The 16,360-nt window shown below is 69.8% G+C and carries 21 protein-coding genes; 9 read left to right on the top strand and 12 right to left on the bottom strand.

The features are described from left to right. Positions 1 to 69: 69 nt before the first annotated feature. Entirely contained in the window at positions 70 to 408 is a 339-nt protein-coding gene (locus tag E5198_RS12695) for a ribonuclease E inhibitor RraB (protein ID WP_136490364.1), read from the bottom strand. Positions 409 to 1,147: 739 nt separating this feature from the next. On the opposite strand from E5198_RS12695, the gene E5198_RS12690 reads away from it, so the two are divergent. The 4 genes from E5198_RS12690 (at position 1,148) to E5198_RS12675 (ending at position 3,877) form a co-directional block, all read left to right on the top strand. Next, on the top strand, positions 1,148 to 1,768 hold the full coding sequence (locus E5198_RS12690) for a DUF922 domain-containing protein (protein ID WP_136490363.1): 621 nt from the start codon (positions 1,148 to 1,150) through the stop codon (positions 1,766 to 1,768). A 123-nt stretch (positions 1,769 to 1,891) separates the two neighbouring features. Then, complete coding sequence (locus E5198_RS12685) at positions 1,892 to 2,374, top strand: GNAT family N-acetyltransferase (RefSeq protein WP_136490377.1); 483 nt, start codon at positions 1,892 to 1,894, stop codon at positions 2,372 to 2,374. A 40-nt stretch (positions 2,375 to 2,414) separates the two neighbouring features. Beyond that, the gene (locus tag E5198_RS12680) at positions 2,415 to 3,479 is read left to right on the top strand and encodes a nitronate monooxygenase family protein (protein ID WP_136490362.1); all 1,065 of its coding nucleotides are present in this window, start codon (positions 2,415 to 2,417) and stop codon (positions 3,477 to 3,479) included. Positions 3,480 to 3,658: 179 nt separating this feature from the next. Continuing rightward, a complete protein-coding gene (locus tag E5198_RS12675; protein WP_136490361.1) occupies positions 3,659 to 3,877 on the top strand; it encodes a DUF1059 domain-containing protein in 219 nt (72 codons plus the stop codon). 154 nt (positions 3,878 to 4,031) lie between these two features. Here E5198_RS12675 and speE read toward each other — a convergent pair whose 3' ends face one another. From speE to aroC, 6 genes are all read right to left on the bottom strand, one after another. Beyond that, positions 4,032 to 4,892 carry a polyamine aminopropyltransferase gene (speE, locus tag E5198_RS12670; protein WP_136490360.1) on the bottom strand — a complete coding sequence of 287 codons (861 nt, stop codon included), beginning with the start codon at positions 4,890 to 4,892 and terminating at the stop codon, positions 4,032 to 4,034. A 146-nt stretch (positions 4,893 to 5,038) separates the two neighbouring features. Continuing rightward, the gene (gene mtnC, locus E5198_RS12665; RefSeq protein WP_136490359.1) at positions 5,039 to 5,722 is read right to left on the bottom strand and encodes an acireductone synthase; all 684 of its coding nucleotides are present in this window, start codon (positions 5,720 to 5,722) and stop codon (positions 5,039 to 5,041) included. Between the two features lie 2 nt (positions 5,723 to 5,724). Beyond that, positions 5,725 to 6,270 carry an acireductone dioxygenase gene (locus tag E5198_RS12660; protein WP_136490358.1) on the bottom strand — a complete coding sequence of 182 codons (546 nt, stop codon included), beginning with the start codon at positions 6,268 to 6,270 and terminating at the stop codon, positions 5,725 to 5,727. Between the two features lie 27 nt (positions 6,271 to 6,297). Then, positions 6,298 to 6,918 carry a methylthioribulose 1-phosphate dehydratase gene (locus E5198_RS12655; protein WP_136490357.1) on the bottom strand — a complete coding sequence of 207 codons (621 nt, stop codon included), beginning with the start codon at positions 6,916 to 6,918 and terminating at the stop codon, positions 6,298 to 6,300. A 24-nt stretch (positions 6,919 to 6,942) separates the two neighbouring features. Then, positions 6,943 to 8,100, bottom strand: a complete 1,158-nt coding sequence (locus E5198_RS12650) for an MFS transporter (RefSeq protein WP_136490356.1) — start codon at positions 8,098 to 8,100, stop codon at positions 6,943 to 6,945. Positions 8,101 to 8,159: 59 nt separating this feature from the next. Next, positions 8,160 to 9,251, bottom strand: a complete 1,092-nt coding sequence (aroC, locus tag E5198_RS12645) for a chorismate synthase (protein WP_136490355.1) — start codon at positions 9,249 to 9,251, stop codon at positions 8,160 to 8,162. A 104-nt stretch (positions 9,252 to 9,355) separates the two neighbouring features. On the opposite strand from aroC, the gene E5198_RS12640 reads away from it, so the two are divergent. Further along, positions 9,356 to 10,303, top strand: a complete 948-nt coding sequence (locus E5198_RS12640) for a S9 family peptidase (RefSeq protein ID WP_136490354.1) — start codon at positions 9,356 to 9,358, stop codon at positions 10,301 to 10,303. A 55-nt stretch (positions 10,304 to 10,358) separates the two neighbouring features. Here E5198_RS12640 and prmB read toward each other — a convergent pair whose 3' ends face one another. After that, positions 10,359 to 11,279, bottom strand: coding sequence for a 50S ribosomal protein L3 N(5)-glutamine methyltransferase (gene prmB, locus E5198_RS12635; protein WP_136490353.1), 921 nt, complete (start codon positions 11,277 to 11,279; stop codon positions 10,359 to 10,361). A 55-nt stretch (positions 11,280 to 11,334) separates the two neighbouring features. Beyond that, positions 11,335 to 12,237 (bottom strand): LysR family transcriptional regulator, encoded by a 903-nt coding sequence (locus tag E5198_RS12630; protein WP_136490352.1) that lies wholly within the window; start codon positions 12,235 to 12,237, stop codon positions 11,335 to 11,337. Positions 12,238 to 12,341: 104 nt separating this feature from the next. On the opposite strand from E5198_RS12630, the gene E5198_RS12625 reads away from it, so the two are divergent. From E5198_RS12625 to folE, 3 genes are all read left to right on the top strand, one after another. After that, positions 12,342 to 12,941, top strand: coding sequence for a cysteine hydrolase family protein (locus E5198_RS12625; RefSeq protein WP_136490351.1), 600 nt, complete (start codon positions 12,342 to 12,344; stop codon positions 12,939 to 12,941). A 67-nt stretch (positions 12,942 to 13,008) separates the two neighbouring features. After that, positions 13,009 to 13,569: a Smr/MutS family protein gene (locus E5198_RS12620; RefSeq protein WP_136490350.1), complete on the top strand. Its 561-nt coding sequence runs from the start codon at positions 13,009 to 13,011 to the stop codon at positions 13,567 to 13,569. 123 nt (positions 13,570 to 13,692) lie between these two features. After that, the gene (folE, locus tag E5198_RS12615; RefSeq protein WP_136490349.1) at positions 13,693 to 14,238 is read left to right on the top strand and encodes a GTP cyclohydrolase I FolE; all 546 of its coding nucleotides are present in this window, start codon (positions 13,693 to 13,695) and stop codon (positions 14,236 to 14,238) included. Positions 14,239 to 14,253: 15 nt separating this feature from the next. On the opposite strand, the gene E5198_RS12610 is transcribed toward folE, so the two are convergent. Next, on the bottom strand, positions 14,254 to 14,910 hold the full coding sequence (locus tag E5198_RS12610) for a hypothetical protein (protein WP_136490348.1): 657 nt from the start codon (positions 14,908 to 14,910) through the stop codon (positions 14,254 to 14,256). Between the two features lie 37 nt (positions 14,911 to 14,947). Next, a complete protein-coding gene (pyrF, locus tag E5198_RS12605) occupies positions 14,948 to 15,646 on the bottom strand; it encodes an orotidine-5'-phosphate decarboxylase (RefSeq protein ID WP_136490347.1) in 699 nt (232 codons plus the stop codon). 137 nt (positions 15,647 to 15,783) lie between these two features. Between pyrF and E5198_RS12600 the strand changes: the two genes are divergently transcribed. Next, positions 15,784 to 15,963: a DUF2897 family protein gene (locus E5198_RS12600; protein WP_136490346.1), complete on the top strand. Its 180-nt coding sequence runs from the start codon at positions 15,784 to 15,786 to the stop codon at positions 15,961 to 15,963. 20 nt (positions 15,964 to 15,983) lie between these two features. Here E5198_RS12600 and E5198_RS12595 read toward each other — a convergent pair. After that, a partial coding sequence (locus E5198_RS12595; protein WP_136490345.1) for a hypothetical protein occupies positions 15,984 to 16,360 on the bottom strand: 377 nt, incomplete at its 5' end.

Here is a 16,360-nt window from a genome sequence, read left to right as displayed (position 1 = left end):
GATCGTATGAATAATTAACCCCCTTGCAGCAGCGGCTGCAAGGGGCGTCGGGTGAACGCACGCAGCCGCTCAGCGTGGCGGCTCCCCCACTTCCTGGGTGACGCCCCAGCCGTCCAGCACGCCCCCCAGGGGTGCCACCAGCACCTGCAGGACATGCTCGAAATCGTCGATGCCGGCATGGGTGGCATACATCACCTTGCTCACCTGCAGGTGCCAGGCGCCATCGCGCTCGACGACCTGGGCGTTCAGCGATTCGCCGCGAAAACTGCTGGCGGCCTGTCTTGCCCGTTCCTCGTCGGGAAAGATTGCATAGAACTCGATCGGATGAGCTCGGGCAAAGTCGAAGCCGCCCTCCTTCATCCGGCGCAAAACGGTGCTGCTGATATCGTGTGGAGCGATCGTAGCCATTGCCCGCACTCCTCGATTGTTCATCACCAGGAGAAAATCCACAGCCAATCCAGACTAGCCCCAAACCCCGCCGGCTGCATAGCCATCCTGCCAAATCCTGCGCTGCACGCCATGCCTCCCATCCCACCCGGCCGTTACCGGGCGACAGCGTCCACCACAGGGATGCACCGCACAACGAACACCGACATTTCCCATTTAAGCCGCTATCGAACGCCGACATTCAAACGCTCATTCGGGCACATCCGAATACGACAGAAAAACATCTCGCCGAAGCGCCAGAAAACCGCAATTGCGGCAGGCAGGAAACTTCCACAAACCCGCAGCGACATGCCGCAAGCGCAGTATCCGGCCGCCGCGCAGCCGATTGCCAGGATCCGGAAGGAGCGTGGCGGCGGCCTCTAGCCGCACGCTCGGCAGCACGGACATGCGCGCAAGGCTCTCGCGACGCAGGCCCGGCGGCACAGGGCATCCACGGTGGCCGTCGGGAACCCGGGGCGCCATTCAAATTGCTGCCGCCAGATCTTCGACTGACCACCCACTCCAAATAAACGATCCATTCCGAAATTTCGTAATTTCATATATCCGGCAAATAGCGGCAATTCCCCCCTTTGCTAGCTTCAAGACTGCAGACACAAGAAACCAGCCAGACAAGTTGATCCAGCCGATGTTTCTTGCGCAAGGAAAACTGCTGCCGACGGGAGGGAACTTATCTATCTGAAACCTGCTGGGAATACTCAACATGCATACCCTGCATTGCACCAGTGCATGTCGGGAGCACAAGGATTCGGTTGCTCGTCAGTCCCTCATCATTTTCGCCCTGTCGCTCGCCCTCCTCGCCGCCGATGCCGTCGCCGAGGTCAGCGAAAGCCTCAGCTACACAGACTACAGGGTCGAGGCCAACGGCAGGCAGTCGCTGTCCAAGCTGCTCGCCAACAGCTCGCCGATCCGCCACAAGGGCAAGACCTTCCATGCCTACACTACCTGGCGAATCAGCTGGCAATACCGCTGGGACAAGGACACCGACGGGGCCTGCAGGATCGCCCGGGTTTCCACCACCCTGGATACCACCATCCAGCTGCCGCGCCTCGATAACGCCAGCGCCCGCCAGCAGGAACAGTTCCAGCGCTATCTGGTCGCGCTGAGACAGCACGAACTGGGTCACCACCACTACGGCCGACAGGCTGCCCAGGAGGTAGACCGCCAGTTGCAAGCGATGCCGGCGATGCCCGACTGCACGCGCCTGATCGCTGCCGCCAACCGGCTGGCCCATCACATCGTCGAGCGCTACAAGGACGAGGAGCGCACCTACGACCTGGTCACCGTGCATGGCCGCACGCAGGGCGCGCGCCTGGACTACTGAGCCACGGGCAGAGCGCGCGTCGATCTGGGATAATGCCGGCGCCGTGGTGTGATTGCGCTCGCCACGGCGCCCTCCCCGATCCACCGCGTCCCCGATTGCCCCATGACCTTCCGACTGCGCCCGCTGGGCGAACCCGACATTGCCGCCGTACTGGCCATCCAGGCCGAGTCCTATGCCGAAGCGCTGCTGGAAAGCGCCGAGATCATCCGCCAGCGCCTGGCGAGCTTCCCCGAGCTGGCCTGGGGCGCCGAGGATGCCGAAGGCGTGTGCGCCTACCTGTTCGGCTATCGCTCGCGCGCCGGCAAGGTGACGCCGCTGGACGGCGTCTTCGCCGAGCCCGAGGCATCCGACTGCCTGTACCTGCACGACCTGGCGGTGAGCCGCCGCGCGGCCGGGCGCGGCATAGGCCCCGCGCTGGTGCAGCGCCTGCTGGAACACGGCCGCGCCAGCCGCCTGAAATATTCCGCGCTGGTTTCGGTACAGGACTCCCAGGCGTTCTGGAGCCGCCTGGGCTATGCGACCACCCGCGAGCTGGAGCACAGCCAGCAGCGCAACCTCGACTCCTACGGCGTGCCGGCGGTGTATATGGTCAGGCCGCTGCATTGAGGGCAGACTGGAGCCCCGTTCCAGTGCAGGAAGCCCCGCGATGCCCTCCATCGACAACGCCCTCACCACCCTCGTCGGCGTCCGCCATCCGCTGATCCAGGCACCCATGGCCGGCGGCGCGACCACCCCGGAGCTGGTCGCCGCGGTCAGCAACGCCGGTGCGCTGGGCTCCTTCGCCGCCGCCACCCTGGCGCCGGCGGCGATCCGCGAAGGCGTGGCGCGGGTGCGCCAGCTCACCGACCGGCCGTTCAACGTCAACCTGTTCATCCTCGACGAGCCGGCGCCCAGCGACGCCGAAGTCGCCGCCGCCCAGGCGCGCCTCGATCCGCTGCGCACCGAACTGGGTCTGCCGCCCGGCGGCCGGCCGGCGCGCTTCTGCGAGGACAACCGCGCGCAGATCGAGACCCTGCTGGAGCTGGCGCCGCCGCTGGTCAGCTTCACCTTCGGCATCCTCGACGCCGCCAGCGTGGCGCGCTTCCACGCCGCCGGCAGCCTGGTGATGGGCACCGCCACCACGGTGGCCGAGGCGCGCGCCTGGCAGGCGGTCGGCGCCGACCTGGTGTGCGCCCAGGGCTGCGAGGCCGGTGGACACCGCGGCAGCTTCCTCGGCGACCCGCAGCAGTCGTGCATCGGCCTGATGGCCCTGCTGCCGCAGGTGGCGGCGGCGGTCGACATCCCGGTGGTGGCGGCCGGCGGCCTGATGGACGGCCGCGGCATCGCCGCCAGCCTGCTGCTCGGCGCCCAGGCCGCGCAGCTCGGCACCGCCTTCCTGTGCTGCCCGGAGTCGGGCATTCCGTCCATCTGGAAAGAGGCGATCCTCGCCGCCGGCGACGACAGCACGCGACTGACCCGCGCCTTCTCCGGGCGCCTTGCGCGCGGCATCGCCAACGAGTTCATGCACCGCTTCGCCGCCGAGGAACAACAGGTGCCGGCCTACCCGGTGCAGAACGCGCTGACCGGCGACATCCGCCAGGCGGCGCTGCGCCAGGGGCACAGCGAATACCTGTCGCTGTGGGCCGGCCAGGGCGCGGCCATGGCGCGCCGCCTGCCGGCCGCCGAACTGGTGCAGGCGCTGATGGCCGAGCTGGCCGCCTGCCAGCCCTGAGCAGGCGACCGCTCGGCGGAAAACCCGCGCCGATCCCTGGCGGTCCCGGTGGGCGACCTATACTCAAATCAGAGTCGGATGTTTCTGGACCCAACAACAACAAGGCCGGAATTGCCGACTCCAGGCCCTGCTCCCGAAAGGGAACAGGTGTCAGCCCTAGCAATCTGGAGGGCGCCATCATGTCCAGGTACTACATCGATTGCCGGAGTCATCCGGGCGACGTGAAGTGCACAGTGGCACTGGCTGCCGACACCAGGGAAGAACTGCTGGAAGCCGTTGTCGAGCACGGCCGCACCGTGCACGGTTACGCAGACACGCCGGAGTTCCGCAACCAGATCATGCAGGGGATGAAAGAAGGTACGCCACCTCTGGAGGCTGAAACGGCCAAGGCGGCGTGACCATCGGCCCACCGGGAAGCCAGCCGTCTCCCGGGCCTGAACCCTCGGCAATGCGAGGCATGGCCAACGCACAGTCAGCAAGCGACGGCAGCAACCCGTCCGGAAACGAGAAGGGGCCCTGATCGGGCCCCTTCTCTTTTGTCGCGTCCGGACGTCAGTCGTTGCTCGGCTTGTGGATCGCTTGCAGCACGTACTGCGGCAGGGCGAAGGCGCCCTGATGGATGTCGGCGTTGTAGTAGCGGGTGACGATGCCGCTGCCGGCGAAACGCTGGCGCAGGGTTTCCAGCGACAGCTTGCGGTACTCGGGGTTGGTGCTGCCCCAGGCGAAGGTCATCGAGCCGCCGATGTAGGTCGGCACCGCGGCCATGTAGAAGTGCCAGTCGGCGAACAGGCCGTGCATGCGCCCGGCGGTGGTCTGCACTTCGGACAGCTGCATGAACGGCGTGCCGTTCTGGGTGACCAGGATGCCGCCGTCGTTCAGGCAGCGGCGGCAGGCCTGGTAGAAGTTCTCCGAGAACAGCACCTCGCCCGGACCGATCGGGTCGGTGGAGTCGGAGATGATCACGTCGAACTTCTCCTCGGTGGTGGCGACGAAGCGCATGCCGTCGTCGATCACCAGGTTCAGGCGCGGATCGTCGAAGGCGCCCTTGGAGTGGTTGGGCAGGAACTGCTTGCACATGTCGACCACGGTGCCGTCGATTTCGACCATGGTGATGTGCTCGACGCTGGCGTGCTTGGCCACCTCACGCAGCATGCCGCCGTCGCCGCCGCCGATGATCAGCACGCGCCGGGCCAGGCCGTGGGCGAGGATCGGCACGTGGGTGAGCATCTCGTGGTAGATGAACTCGTCGGCCTCGGTGGTCTGGATCACGCCGTCCAGCGCCATCACCCGGCCCATGCGTGCGTTCTCGAAGATCACCAGATGCTGATGCTCGGTGCGCACTTCATGCAGCATGCGGTCGATCTGGAAGCGCTGGCCGTAGCCCTCGTAGAGTGTCTCGATGTAGTCGCTCATCCGCGTGTTCCTTGTAACCTGTTGAAGATAAAAGAAATTCTAGCCGGAAACGGCCGCTCCGGAAGCTGCCGTCACTGGCTTGAGTGTGGCCTTGCGGCATGACCGCCGCGTGGCAGGCGGCCCGTGCGCCGGGCCGCCTGACGGCTTCAGAAGCGCGCCGGCTCGATGGCGGCGAAGCTCGCCACGGTCGGGTGACCGGCCAGATCGCCGCCGTCGCGGGCCAGGCCGCAGGTGGCCATGCCGGCTTCGTGGGCGGCGTCCAGCTCCTGCACCACGTCGGAGAGGAACAGGATCTCGCCGGCCGGCTGGCCGATGGCGGCGGCGATGCGCGCGTAGGACGCCGCCTCGCGCTTGCCGCCGCTGGTGGTATCGAAGTAGCCGGAGAACAGCGGGGTCAGGTCGCCCGCCTCGGAACAGCCGAAGATCAGCCGCTGCGCCTGGATCGAGCCGGAGGAATACACGTACAGGGCGTAGCCTTCGGCATGCCACTGGCGCAGCGCCTCCACCGCATCCGGGTAGACGTGGCCCTTGAGCTGGCCGGCGCGGTAGCCCTGCTCCCAGACCATGCCCTGCAGGGCCTTGAGCGGAGTGGCCTTGCGGTCGGCGGCGATCCACTCCAGCAGGATGGCGATGACCCGCTCGACGTCGGCGTCAGGCTCGCCGCTCTCGGCGCGCACAGCCTCCAGCTGGGCGGCCACCGCCGGCGCCTCGGCCTGCGCGCGGACGAAGTCCGGCAGGTGCTTCACGGCGAAGGGGAACAGCACGTCGAAGACGAAGCTGACCGCGCTGGTGGTGCCCTCGATGTCGGTGAGGATGGTCTTGATAGGCACCGTCAGTCCTCCAGCCCCGGGAAGGACTTGGCGATCGGGTCGCCGGTGAACTTGGCCACCCAGCCCTCGGGGTTGTTGAACAGGCGGATGGCGACGAAGTGCGGCTCCTCGCCCATGTCGAACCAGTGCCGGGTGCCGGCCGGCACCGAGATCAGGTCGTTCTTCTCGCACAGCACCGCGTAGACGTACTCGCCGACATGCAGGGTGAACAGGCCGCGGCCGGCGACGAAGAAGCGCACCTCGTCCTCGCAGTGGGTGTGCTCATCGAGGAACTTGGCGCGCAGCTCGGCCTTCTGCGGGTGGGTGCGGTCCAGGCTGATAACGTCGACGGTGACGTAACCCTGCTCGCTCATCAGCTTGTCGATCTCGTGGCGGTAGGCGGCGATCACCTCGACCTGGCTGGCGCCGGGAGCGATGGGCGCACTGGCCTGCCAGCGCTCGAAGCGCACGCCGACCTCGGCCAGGGTGGCGACGATGTCCTCGGCGTGGGTCAGCACCTTGTCCGGGTGGCTGGGGGTGGACTCGTGGTAGACACTCAGGCGGCTCATGGGCGGTTCCTTGTTGAATCGGCTCGTTCAGCGACCCAGCACCTGGCGGGTCTTCAGTTCGCATTCGAAGAGGAATTCGAAGGCCTCGATCTGGCGCAGCGCATCGCTCATCTGCGGGCCCCAAGTGTAAAGGCCGTGGCCGCGGATCAGGTAGCCCACGCAGTCCGGATGCGTATCCAGCCATTGCTGCACCTGGCCGGCCAGGCGGGCGATGTCCTGGTCGTTGTCGAAGATCGGCACCAGTACCTGGCCCTCGTGGGTGGTCACCCCGGCGAAGGCCTTCTGCAGCTCGTAGTCCTCGAGCAGCAGGCGGTCACCGGGGGTCAGGCGCGACAGCACGGTGGCGTTCACCGAGTGGGTGTGCAGCACCGCGCCGATCTCGGCGCGCCAGGCGTACAGCTGGGTGTGCAGCAGGGTCTCGGCCGAGGGCTTCTTGCCCGGCTCCAGGCTGTTGCCGGCCAGGTCGGTGGCCAGCACATCGTTCTCGGTCAGTTGCCCCTTGTGCTTGCCGGACACGGTGAGCAGCGCCTGGTCGGCGGCCAGGCGCGCCGAGTAGTTGCTGCTGGTGGCCGGCGACCAGCCGCGGCCGTAGAGGAAGCGGCCGGCCTCGATGATCTGCCGGGTGAGGAGTTCGCGCTTGTCGGTCATCGGGGAGTCTCGAGGATCGGTGATTCAGGAAGCCTGCGCCGGCTCACGCAGGCGCAGGGCGATGATAGCGGCAGCCGCCAGGGCCGCCAGACTGGCCAGGGCGAAGGTCCAGGCCGGGCCCAGGCTGTTCCAGCTGTAGCCGGCGTACAGCGCGCCGAGCGCGCCGCCGACGCCGGACAGCGCGGCGTACAGCGCCTGGCCCTGGCCCTGCTGGCGGGCGGCGAAGCTGTGACGGACGAAGTGGATGGCGGCGGCATGGAAGCTGCCGAAGGTGGCGGCGTGCATCACCTGCGCCAGCAGCAGCACCGGCCAGTAGCCGGCCAGATTGCCCAGCAGCAGCCAGCGCAGCACTGCCAGAAGCAGGCTGGCGAGCAGCACCTGGCGCACCGAGAAGCGCGCCAGCAGGCGCGCCATCACCAGGAACACGAGGATCTCGGCGACCACGCCGAGCGCCCACAGCCAGCCGATCTGGGTGCGGCTGTAGCCGAGGCTCTCCAGGTGCAGGGTGATGAAGGTGTAGTACGGGCCGTGGCTGAGCAGCATCAGCGCCACCGCGGCGTAGAACGCCGGCACGCCGGGGCGGCGCAGCTGCTGCAGGAAGCCACCGCGCCCGCCGTCGCTGGCGTGGCCCTGCGGCTGGGCGTTGGGAATCCACAGGCTGCTGACCGCGATGGCCAGCATGATGGCGGTCACCGCCCAGGGATAGGCGTCCAGGCTGACCCGCTCGAACAGCGCGCCGAGTCCGACCACGGTGCAGATGAAGCCGATCGAGCCCCACAGCCGCACCTGGCTGTAGCGCGCCGCCTGCTCGCGCAGGTGCGCCAGGGTGATGACCTCGAACTGCGGCAGCACGGCGTGCCAGAAGAAGGCGTGCATGGCCATCACCAGCGCCAGCCAGGCGTAGTCCTGGCGGTAGAAGATGCTGGCGAAGCTGAGCAGGGTGAGCAGCGCGCCGAGGCGCACGATCAACAGGCGCCGGCCGGTGACGTCGCCCAACCAGCCCCACAGGTTGGGCGCCACGCAGCGCATCAGCATGGGGATGGCCACCAGCTCGCCGATGCGCGCCGCGGAAAAGCCGAGGTGGTGGAAATACAGGGCGAGGAACGGCGCCGTCGCCCCGAGCAGGGCGAAGTAGCTGAAGTAGAAGCCGGACAGGCGCCAGTAAGGCAAGGCGGAGGACATGATCGATCAGGCGGCTGCCGGCCGGGGCGTGCAGGGCAGCGCCCGGCCGGCAGCGCGACTCACAGCTGCGGCAGTACCGGAGTGCCGACCCGCACCTCGGCGTTCTGCGCGCGCTGGCGCAGCAGGTGGTCCATCAGCACGATGGCCATCATCGCCTCGGCGATCGGCGTGGCGCGGATGCCGACGCAGGGGTCGTGGCGGCCCTTGGTGATCACCTCCACCGGGTTGCCGTCGATGTCGATGGAGCGGCCGGGGGTGGTGATGCTCGAAGTCGGCTTGAGCGCCAGGTGGGCGACGATCGGCTGGCCCGAGGAGATGCCGCCGAGGATGCCGCCGGCGTGGTTGGACAGGAAGCCCTCCGGGGTCAGCTCGTCGCGGTGCTCGGTGCCGCGCTGGGCGACGCAGGCGAAGCCGGCGCCGATCTCCACGCCCTTGACCGCGTTGATGCTCATCAGCGCGTGGGCCAGCTCGGCGTCGAGGCGGTCGAAGATCGGCTCGCCGAGGCCCGGCGGCACGCCTTCGGCGACCACGGTGATCTTCGCGCCGACCGAATCCTGGTCGCGGCGCAGCTGGTCCATGTAGGCCTCGAGCTCGGGCACCTTGTCCGGGTCGGGGCTGAAGAAAGCGTTCTGCTCCACCGAGTCCCAGCTCTTGAACGGAATCTCGATCGGGCCGAGCTGGCTCATGTAGCCGCGCACGCTGATGCCGAGACCGGCCAGGTACTTCTTGGCGATGGCGCCGGCGGCGACGCGCATGGCGGTCTCGCGCGCCGAACTGCGGCCGCCGCCGCGGTAGTCGCGGATGCCGTACTTGTGGTGGTAGGTGTAGTCGGCGTGGGCCGGGCGGAACAGGTCCTTGATCGCCGAGTAGTCCTTGGACTTCTGGTCGGTGTTGCGGATCAGCAGGCCGATCGGGCAGCCGGTGGTCTTGCCTTCGAACACGCCGGAGAGGATCTCCACCTCGTCGGCTTCCTGGCGCTGGGTGGTGTGGCGGCTGGTGCCGGGCTTGCGGCGGTCGAGGTCGCGCTGCAGGTCGTCCAGCGACAGCTCCAGCCCGGGCGGGCAGCCGTCGACGATGGCGACCAGCGCCGGACCATGGCTTTCACCGGCGGTGGTGACGGTGAACAGCTTGCCGTAAGTATTGCCAGACATGCAGGATGCTCCGCGGCGGGAAATTCGGGGGCGCAAAGTATACCCAAGCGCCCGCCCGCTGGGGAAACGCCGGCGCCCCGCCCTGCCCCTCGTCTGGAGTTCGCATGCCCCGCCTGTTCCTGCTGCTGACGCTGCTGCTCGCTGCCGCCCTGGCCCAGGCAGCGCCGACGCGCATCCTGCAATGGCCGATGGCGCTACGGGTGCCCGGCGGCAGCCTGCACGGCACCCTGACCCTGCCCGAGCGCGACGGCGCGCTGCCGGTGGTGCTGATGATCGCCGGCTCGGGGCCGACCGACCGCGACGGCAACAATCCCGAGGGCGGCCACAACGACAGCCTGCGCCTGCTGGCCCGCGAACTGGCCGGGCGCGGCATCGCCAGCCTGCGCTACGACAAGCGCGGCGTGGCCGCCAGCCGGGCGGCGGCGCCGCGCGAGGAGGAGCTGAGCGTGGCGGCCTACGTCGCCGACGCAGTGGCCTGGGGCCAGTTGCTGAAGAGCGACCCGCGCTTCTCCCGGCTGATCCTGCTCGGCCACAGCGAGGGCGCGCTGATCGCCAGCCTGGCCACGGCGGAGGCCGGCGCCGATGCGCTGGTCAGCCTGGCCGGGGTCGCCCGGCCGGTGGGCACGGTGCTGCGCGAACAGCTGGAGGGCCGCCTGCCGCCGACGCTGGCGGCGGAAACCGAGAGCGTCCTCGCCGCCCTTGAGCAGGGCCGGCCGACCGCCGAGGTCACCCCGGCGCTGCACGTGCTGCTGCGCCCGAGCGTGCAGCCCTACCTGATCTCGCTGCTGCGCCAGCGCCCGGCCGAGGCCTTCGCCCGGGTGACGGTGCCGGCGCTGATCGTGCAGGGCACCCGCGACTTCCAGGTCGGCGTAGAGGAAGCCCTGCTGCTCCAGCAGGCCAGGCCGGAGGCGCAGCTGCTGCTGGTCGAGGGCATGGACCATGTGCTGCGCATCGTGCCGAGCGGCGCCCGCCCGCTGGCCAGCTACGACGATCCGCGCCTGCCGCTGGCGGTCGAGCTGGTCGAGGGGCTGGCGCGCTTCATCAGCCCGTAGGGTGCGCCACGCGCACCACATGACCATTCCCGATGGTGCGCAGAGCGCCCTACGCTCAGGACGCCAGGCGCGAACGGAACAGCGCCTGATGCCGGCGGCACTGCTCGGCGCTGAGCACGAACACGCCGTGACCGCCGCGGGCGAACTCCACCCAGGTGAACTCCACCTCCGGGTAGGCCGCCTCGACGTGCACCTGGCTGTTGCCCACCTCGACCACCAGCAGGCCGTCGTCGGTGAGGTGGTCGGCGGCCTCGGCGAGCATGCGGCGCACCAGGTCGAGACCGTCCTCGCCACAGGCCAGGCCCATCGCCGGCTCGTGGTGGAACTCGGCCGGCATGTCGGCGAAGTCCTCGGCGTCGACGTAGGGCGGGTTGGAGACGATCAGGTCGAAGCGCTGGCCCGGCAGGCCGCCGAAGCCGTCGCCCTGCACGGTATAGACGCGCTCCTCCACCTCGTGGCGTTCGATGTTGAGGTTGGCCACCTCCAGCGCATCGAACGACAGGTCGGCGAGCACCACCTCGGCCTCGGGGAAGGCGTGGGCACAGGCGATGCCGATGCAGCCCGAGCCGGTGCACAGGTCGAGGATGCGCGCCGGGGTGGCCGCGAGCCAGGGAGAGAACTGGCGCTCGATCAGCTCGGCGATCGGCGAGCGCGGCACCAGCACGCGCTCGTCGACGCAGTACGGCAGGCCGCAGAACCAGGCCTCGCCGAGCAGGTAGGCGGCCGGGATGCGCTCGTCGATGCGCCGCTGCAGCAGGGCGCGCACGGCGTCCAGCTCGTCGCCCTCCAAACGGCAGTCGAGGTAGTCGGCCGGCATGTCCCAGGGCAGGTGCAGGCCGCCGAGCACCAGCTGGCGCGCCTCGTCCCAGGCGTTGTCGGTGCCGTGGCCGAAGAACAGCTCGGCCTCGTGGAAACGGCTGACGCCCCAGCGGATCAGGTCGCGGATGCTGTGCAGGCGGCTCGGGGTGGCGCTCATGGCGGGGGAATCCTCGGTGATGGGGCGGGCATTCTAGCCGAAACACCGCCGCCACTCAGTCGCAGCGCTCTCCCGCCGCCTGCGGCAGGCCAGCCAGCCGCGACGCATCGGCCGCCGCGCGCTCGGCCAGCCAGTCGGCCACCGCGCGAAAGCGCAGGGTCTGGCGCAGGTCGCGATGGCACAGCAGCCACAGCTCGCGGCTGAGTTCGACGCCGGACAGCCGGAACAATCCGGGCACCTCGCCGACCAGGCAGGGCAGCAGCGCCAGCCCGAGCCCGGCCTGGCAGGCGCGCTGCAGCGAGGTCACCGCGGTGACGCGCAGGCGCAGGCCGCCCTGCGGGTCGAGCCGCTGCAGCCAGCGCGCCTCGGGCAGCTGGGCGAGGCTGTCGGCGTAGCCCAGCCAGGGCAGGCCGCGCCAGTCCTCCGTCCGCGCCGCGGCGAAGCGCTCGGCGCCGTACACCGCGTAGCCGAGTTCGCCGACCTTGCGCATCACCAGCGCGGCATCCTGCTGCGGCCGCGCCAGGCGCAGGGCGAGGTCGGCCTCGTGGCGGGTGAAGGACAGGTCGCGGTTGTCGCCCAGCAGCTGCAGGTCGAGCTGCGGGTGGCGCGCGGCCAGCTCGGGCAGCTGCGGAATCAGCCAGTGGGCGAGGAGGAACTCCACCGAGGTCAGGCGCACGCTGCCGGCCACGCTCTGCGCCTCCTCGCGGGCGGCCAGCAGCATGCCCTGCACGTCGCCCTGCAGGGCGGCGGCGCGCTGCAGCAGCACCTCGCCGGCCGGCGTCGGCCGGTAGCGGCCGCTGTCGCGCAGGAACAGGCGCGCCTGCAGCGCCCGCTCGGCCGCCTGCAGGCGCCGGCTGACGGTGGTCGGGTTGACCGCCAGCGCCCGCGCCGCCGCGGCCAGGGTGCCGTGGCGCTCCAGCGCCAGCAGCACGGGAATGTCGTTCCAGTCGAAGGCCATCGCGGCTCCCTGCAAAAATGCATTTCCGGGCGGCAAGCCTGCGTCTTCAGCGCCGCCGCCGTCATGCCCACAATGGTCGCGTCCATCCCCTACCGGAGTACAGCATGAGCGACGCCAAGACCCTGTTCGAACTGACCGGCAGCAGCCACCCGGCCGCCGACCTCAGGCAGGCCACCCTGCTGATCATCGACGCGCAGAACGAGTACCGCAGCGGCGACCTGCGCCTGCCCGGCGTCGACGCCGCGGCCGCGCAGATCCACCGCCTGCTGGAAGCCGCGCGCGCCGCCGGCGCACCCGTGGTGCACGTGCAGCACATCGGCGTGCCCGGCTACCTGTTCGACCCCGAAGGCCCGCGCGGCGAGATCTTCGAGGAGCTGACCCCGCTGCCGGGCGAGGCAGTGGTGCGCAAGCCGCTGCCCAACTCCTTCGCCCGCAGCGAGCTGGATCGCGTGCTGCGCGAGCTGGGCCGCGAGGAGCTGGTGGTGGTCGGCTTCATGACCCACATGTGCGTCAGCGCCACGGTACGCGCCGCCAAGGATCTCGGCTATCGCAGCACGGTGGTCGCCGCCGCCTGTGCCACCCGCGACCTGCCGGGCGTCGACGGCAGCCTGGTGGATGCCGCCACCCTGCACCGCGTCGAACTGGCCGCGCTGGCCGACCTGTTCGCCACCGTGGTGGACGACGCCGCAGCGCTCGGCGCCTGAGGCGCGGCAGGCTCTCCGCGCAGGCGCCGGTTCCGTTAGAATCGTGCGTCTGTCGCGGAGAACCAGCATGCAAGACGACGATTTTTCCCTGTTCCACAGCGAGATGCGCGGGGTCAAGCGCATCAGGGTCGAGGAACGCGCCGACACCGGCAAGCCGAAGGCCGACCGCCAGCAGGTCGCCCAGCGCCAGCAGAGCGCCATCCTCACCCAGCAGACCACCACGGTCGACGGTCTTTCCGACCTGTTCGTCATCGACGTCGGCGCCGAGGACGAGCTGTACTGGGCGCGCGACGGCGTGCAGGAAGGCCAGATGCGCAAGCTCAAGGCCGGGCAGATCGCCTTCGAGGGCAGCCTCGACCTGCACGGCATGAGCGTGGAGACGGCGCGCGCCACCCTGTGGGACTTCCTCGCCGAGGCGGCGCGCTTCGAGGTGCGCTGCGTGCGCATCACCCACGGCAAGGCGGCGCGCACCGACGGCCGCCGGCCGATGGTCAAGAGCCACGTCAACACCTGGCTGCGCCAGCACCCGCAGGTGCTCGGCTTCACCTCCTGCCTGGCCAAGCATGGCGGCACCGGCGCGGTCTACGTGCTGCTCAAGCGCACCATGCTGGAAGGCCGCGACGAATAGCGCCCGACGATGAGCCGCCTGCATCGGCGGCCTGCAGACGGCTCATCCGCCGGCCGCCGCACACTTGCCAGCGGCCGGGCAGCCCCCTACCCTGCGCGCCTTTGCCCAACCACAGGAAATTCCATGTCCCTGGAACAGCACTACACCGCGATCCTCGGCCTGCTCGGCGAGGACGTCGAGCGCGAAGGCCTGCGCGACACGCCCAAGCGCGCCGCCAAAGCCATGCAGTACCTCTGCCGCGGCTATGCGCAGAGCCTCGAGGAAGTCACCAACGGCGCCCTGTTCAGCTCCGACAACAGCGAGATGGTGCTGGTCAGGGACATCGAGCTGTACTCGCTGTGCGAGCACCACCTGCTGCCATTCATCGGCAAGGCCCATGTGGCCTACATCCCCAGCGGCAAGGTGCTCGGCCTGTCCAAGGTGGCGCGCATCGTCGACATGTTCGCCCGCCGCCTGCAGATCCAGGAGAACCTCACCCGGCAGATCGCCGAAGCGGTGCAGGAAGTCACCGGCGCCCTCGGCGTGGCGGTGGTGATCGAGGCCCGGCACATGTGCATGATGATGCGCGGGGTGGAGAAGCAGAACTCGGCGATGGTCAGCTCGGTGATGCTCGGCGAGTTCCGCGACAACCCGGCGACCCGCAGCGAATTCCTCAGCCTGATCCGCTGAACCGGAACCGGCCGCTCAGGCCGGTTTTTCGTCGGCCTCGGCCAGCTCGCCGGCGGCGGCGAAGAACACCCAGGCCAGCGCCGCCCCGGCGCCCAGGCCGAGCAGCAGCGCCGGCACCAGCAGCACCACGCTGGCCGCCGTGCAACCGGCGAGCAGCAGCAGCCAGGCGAACAGGCGCAGCGCCGGCCAGGGCTGGCGGATGCGCCGCAGGCGCAGGGCAAACCACACCAGGCTGAGCCCCAGGGCGACGGACAGGACGAAATAGCCCAGCTGCAGGGCGCTTTCCGTGGTCCCCGCCGCGTGCTCGTCGAGCAGCGCGCCAAGACCGCTGGCCAGCAGGCCGAGCAGCATCTGCAGCGCCAGGGGCTGGCCCAGCCCGTGCAGGCCGTAGCGCGCCGCCAGCAGATCCCTGAGGCGCAGCAGCAGGTAGCCCCACAGCAGCACCAGCAGCAGGCTGAGCAGGTGAACGAAGGGCAGCGGCGGCAGCTGCGGATTGAACAGCCGCCACAACGCCACCAGCAGCAGTACCAGCAGGCCGGACAGGCAGCCCAGGCTCAGGGCGCCGAGCACGCGCAACTGGCCGCGGCTCCAGTCGCCGCCGGCGAAGGCCGGCGGCAGGTGCGGGTCGAGCAGCGGCGCCCGAGGCGGACGGTAGGGGTCGTAGTCGCTCATCGCCGCGCGCCCTGCCTGCCTCTGCGAGCGCTGCCGGTCAGCCGCGCAGCTCGGCCACCACCGCGGCGAGGGCGGCAGCCGGGTCGGCGGCCTGGCTGATCGGCCGGCCGATCACCAGGTAGTCGGAGCCGGCATCCAGCGCCTGGCGCGGGGTGAGGATGCGGCGCTGGTCGTCCTGGGCGCTGCCGGCCGGGCGGATGCCCGGAGTGACCAGCTGCAGCTGCGGCTGGGCGGCCTTGAGCGCCGGCGCTTCCTGGGCGGAACAGACCAGGCCGTCGAGACCAGCCTGGGCGGCCAGGGCGGCCAGGCGCAGCACCTGCTCCTGCGGCTCGATGTCGAGGCCGATGCCGGCCAGGTCGCCGCGCTCCATGCTGGTCAGCACGGTCACGCCGATCAGCAGCGGCTTGGCGCCGCTGAGCGCATCCAGGGTCTCGCGGCAGGCGGCCATCATGCGCAGGCCGCCGGAGCAGTGCACGTTGACCATCCACACGCCCAGCTCGGCGGCGGCCTTGACCGCCATCGCCGTGGTGTTGGGGATATCGTGGAATTTCAGGTCGAGGAACACCTCGAAGCCCTTGCCGGCCAGCGTCTCGACGATCTGCGGGCCGCAGCGGGTGAACAGCTCCTTGCCGACCTTGACCCGGCACAGCTGCGGATCGAGCTGGTCGGCCAGGGCCAGCGCGGCTTCACGGTTGGGGAAATCCAGGGCGACGATGATCGGGGTCTGGCAGGACATGGGGCTCTCTCGGCAAGTCGGAACGCCGCGCATTGTAGCGCAAGCCCGCCCCGGCGGGCGCCCGCGCACAGGGAGCGAGACAGCCGCGCGGGGCGGCGCTATGGTGGAGGCATCCCCATTCCCGAGCGGAGAACGTCATGCCCTGGTATGCCTGGTTGTTTCTGGCCCTGGCCTTCGGCGCCGTGATCGGCAGCCTGCTGATGCTGCGCGACAGCGCCGACAAGATGCCCCTCAGCGAGGAGGAGCTGCAACGCATGCGCGAGCGCAACGCCGAACTGGAGGCCAAGGCGCGCCGCGAGGACGGCGAGGACGAATAGCCCCGCCGCGGCCTGCTGGCTCAGCGGCGGAAACGCAACTCCAGCTCGGCGCCCTCCACCGCATGCCAGCTGTCCTCGTCGGCCTCGCGCTCGTTGGTGATCAGCCTCCCCCCCAGCTCGAAGGACTGCGGCTGCTCGACCTTGTCACCGAACAGCGGCGGCAGCAGGGGCTGCGGCTCGGTCAGCGGCAGCCCATCCTCGCCCGGCAGGCGCTCCAGCAGCTCGCCGGGCACGCTGAGATCCAGCGGCGCTAGAGGCAACGGCTTCTCGACCCTGGCAGCTGCCGCCGGGCGCGGCGGGCGCACGGCAGCAACGGCGGGCGGCGCCGGCTCGGCGGGCGCTGCCGGGGACTTCTCCGGCGCTTCGGCAGGCGCAGGCTCGACGGGTGGCGGGGCAG

This window comes from Pseudomonas sp. A-1 (genome assembly GCF_004801855.1).
Classification (GTDB): Bacteria; Pseudomonadota; Gammaproteobacteria; order Pseudomonadales; family Pseudomonadaceae; genus Geopseudomonas.
Note: the sequence above shows the minus strand (reverse complement) of the source record. Positions and strands in the feature narration are given on the sequence as shown.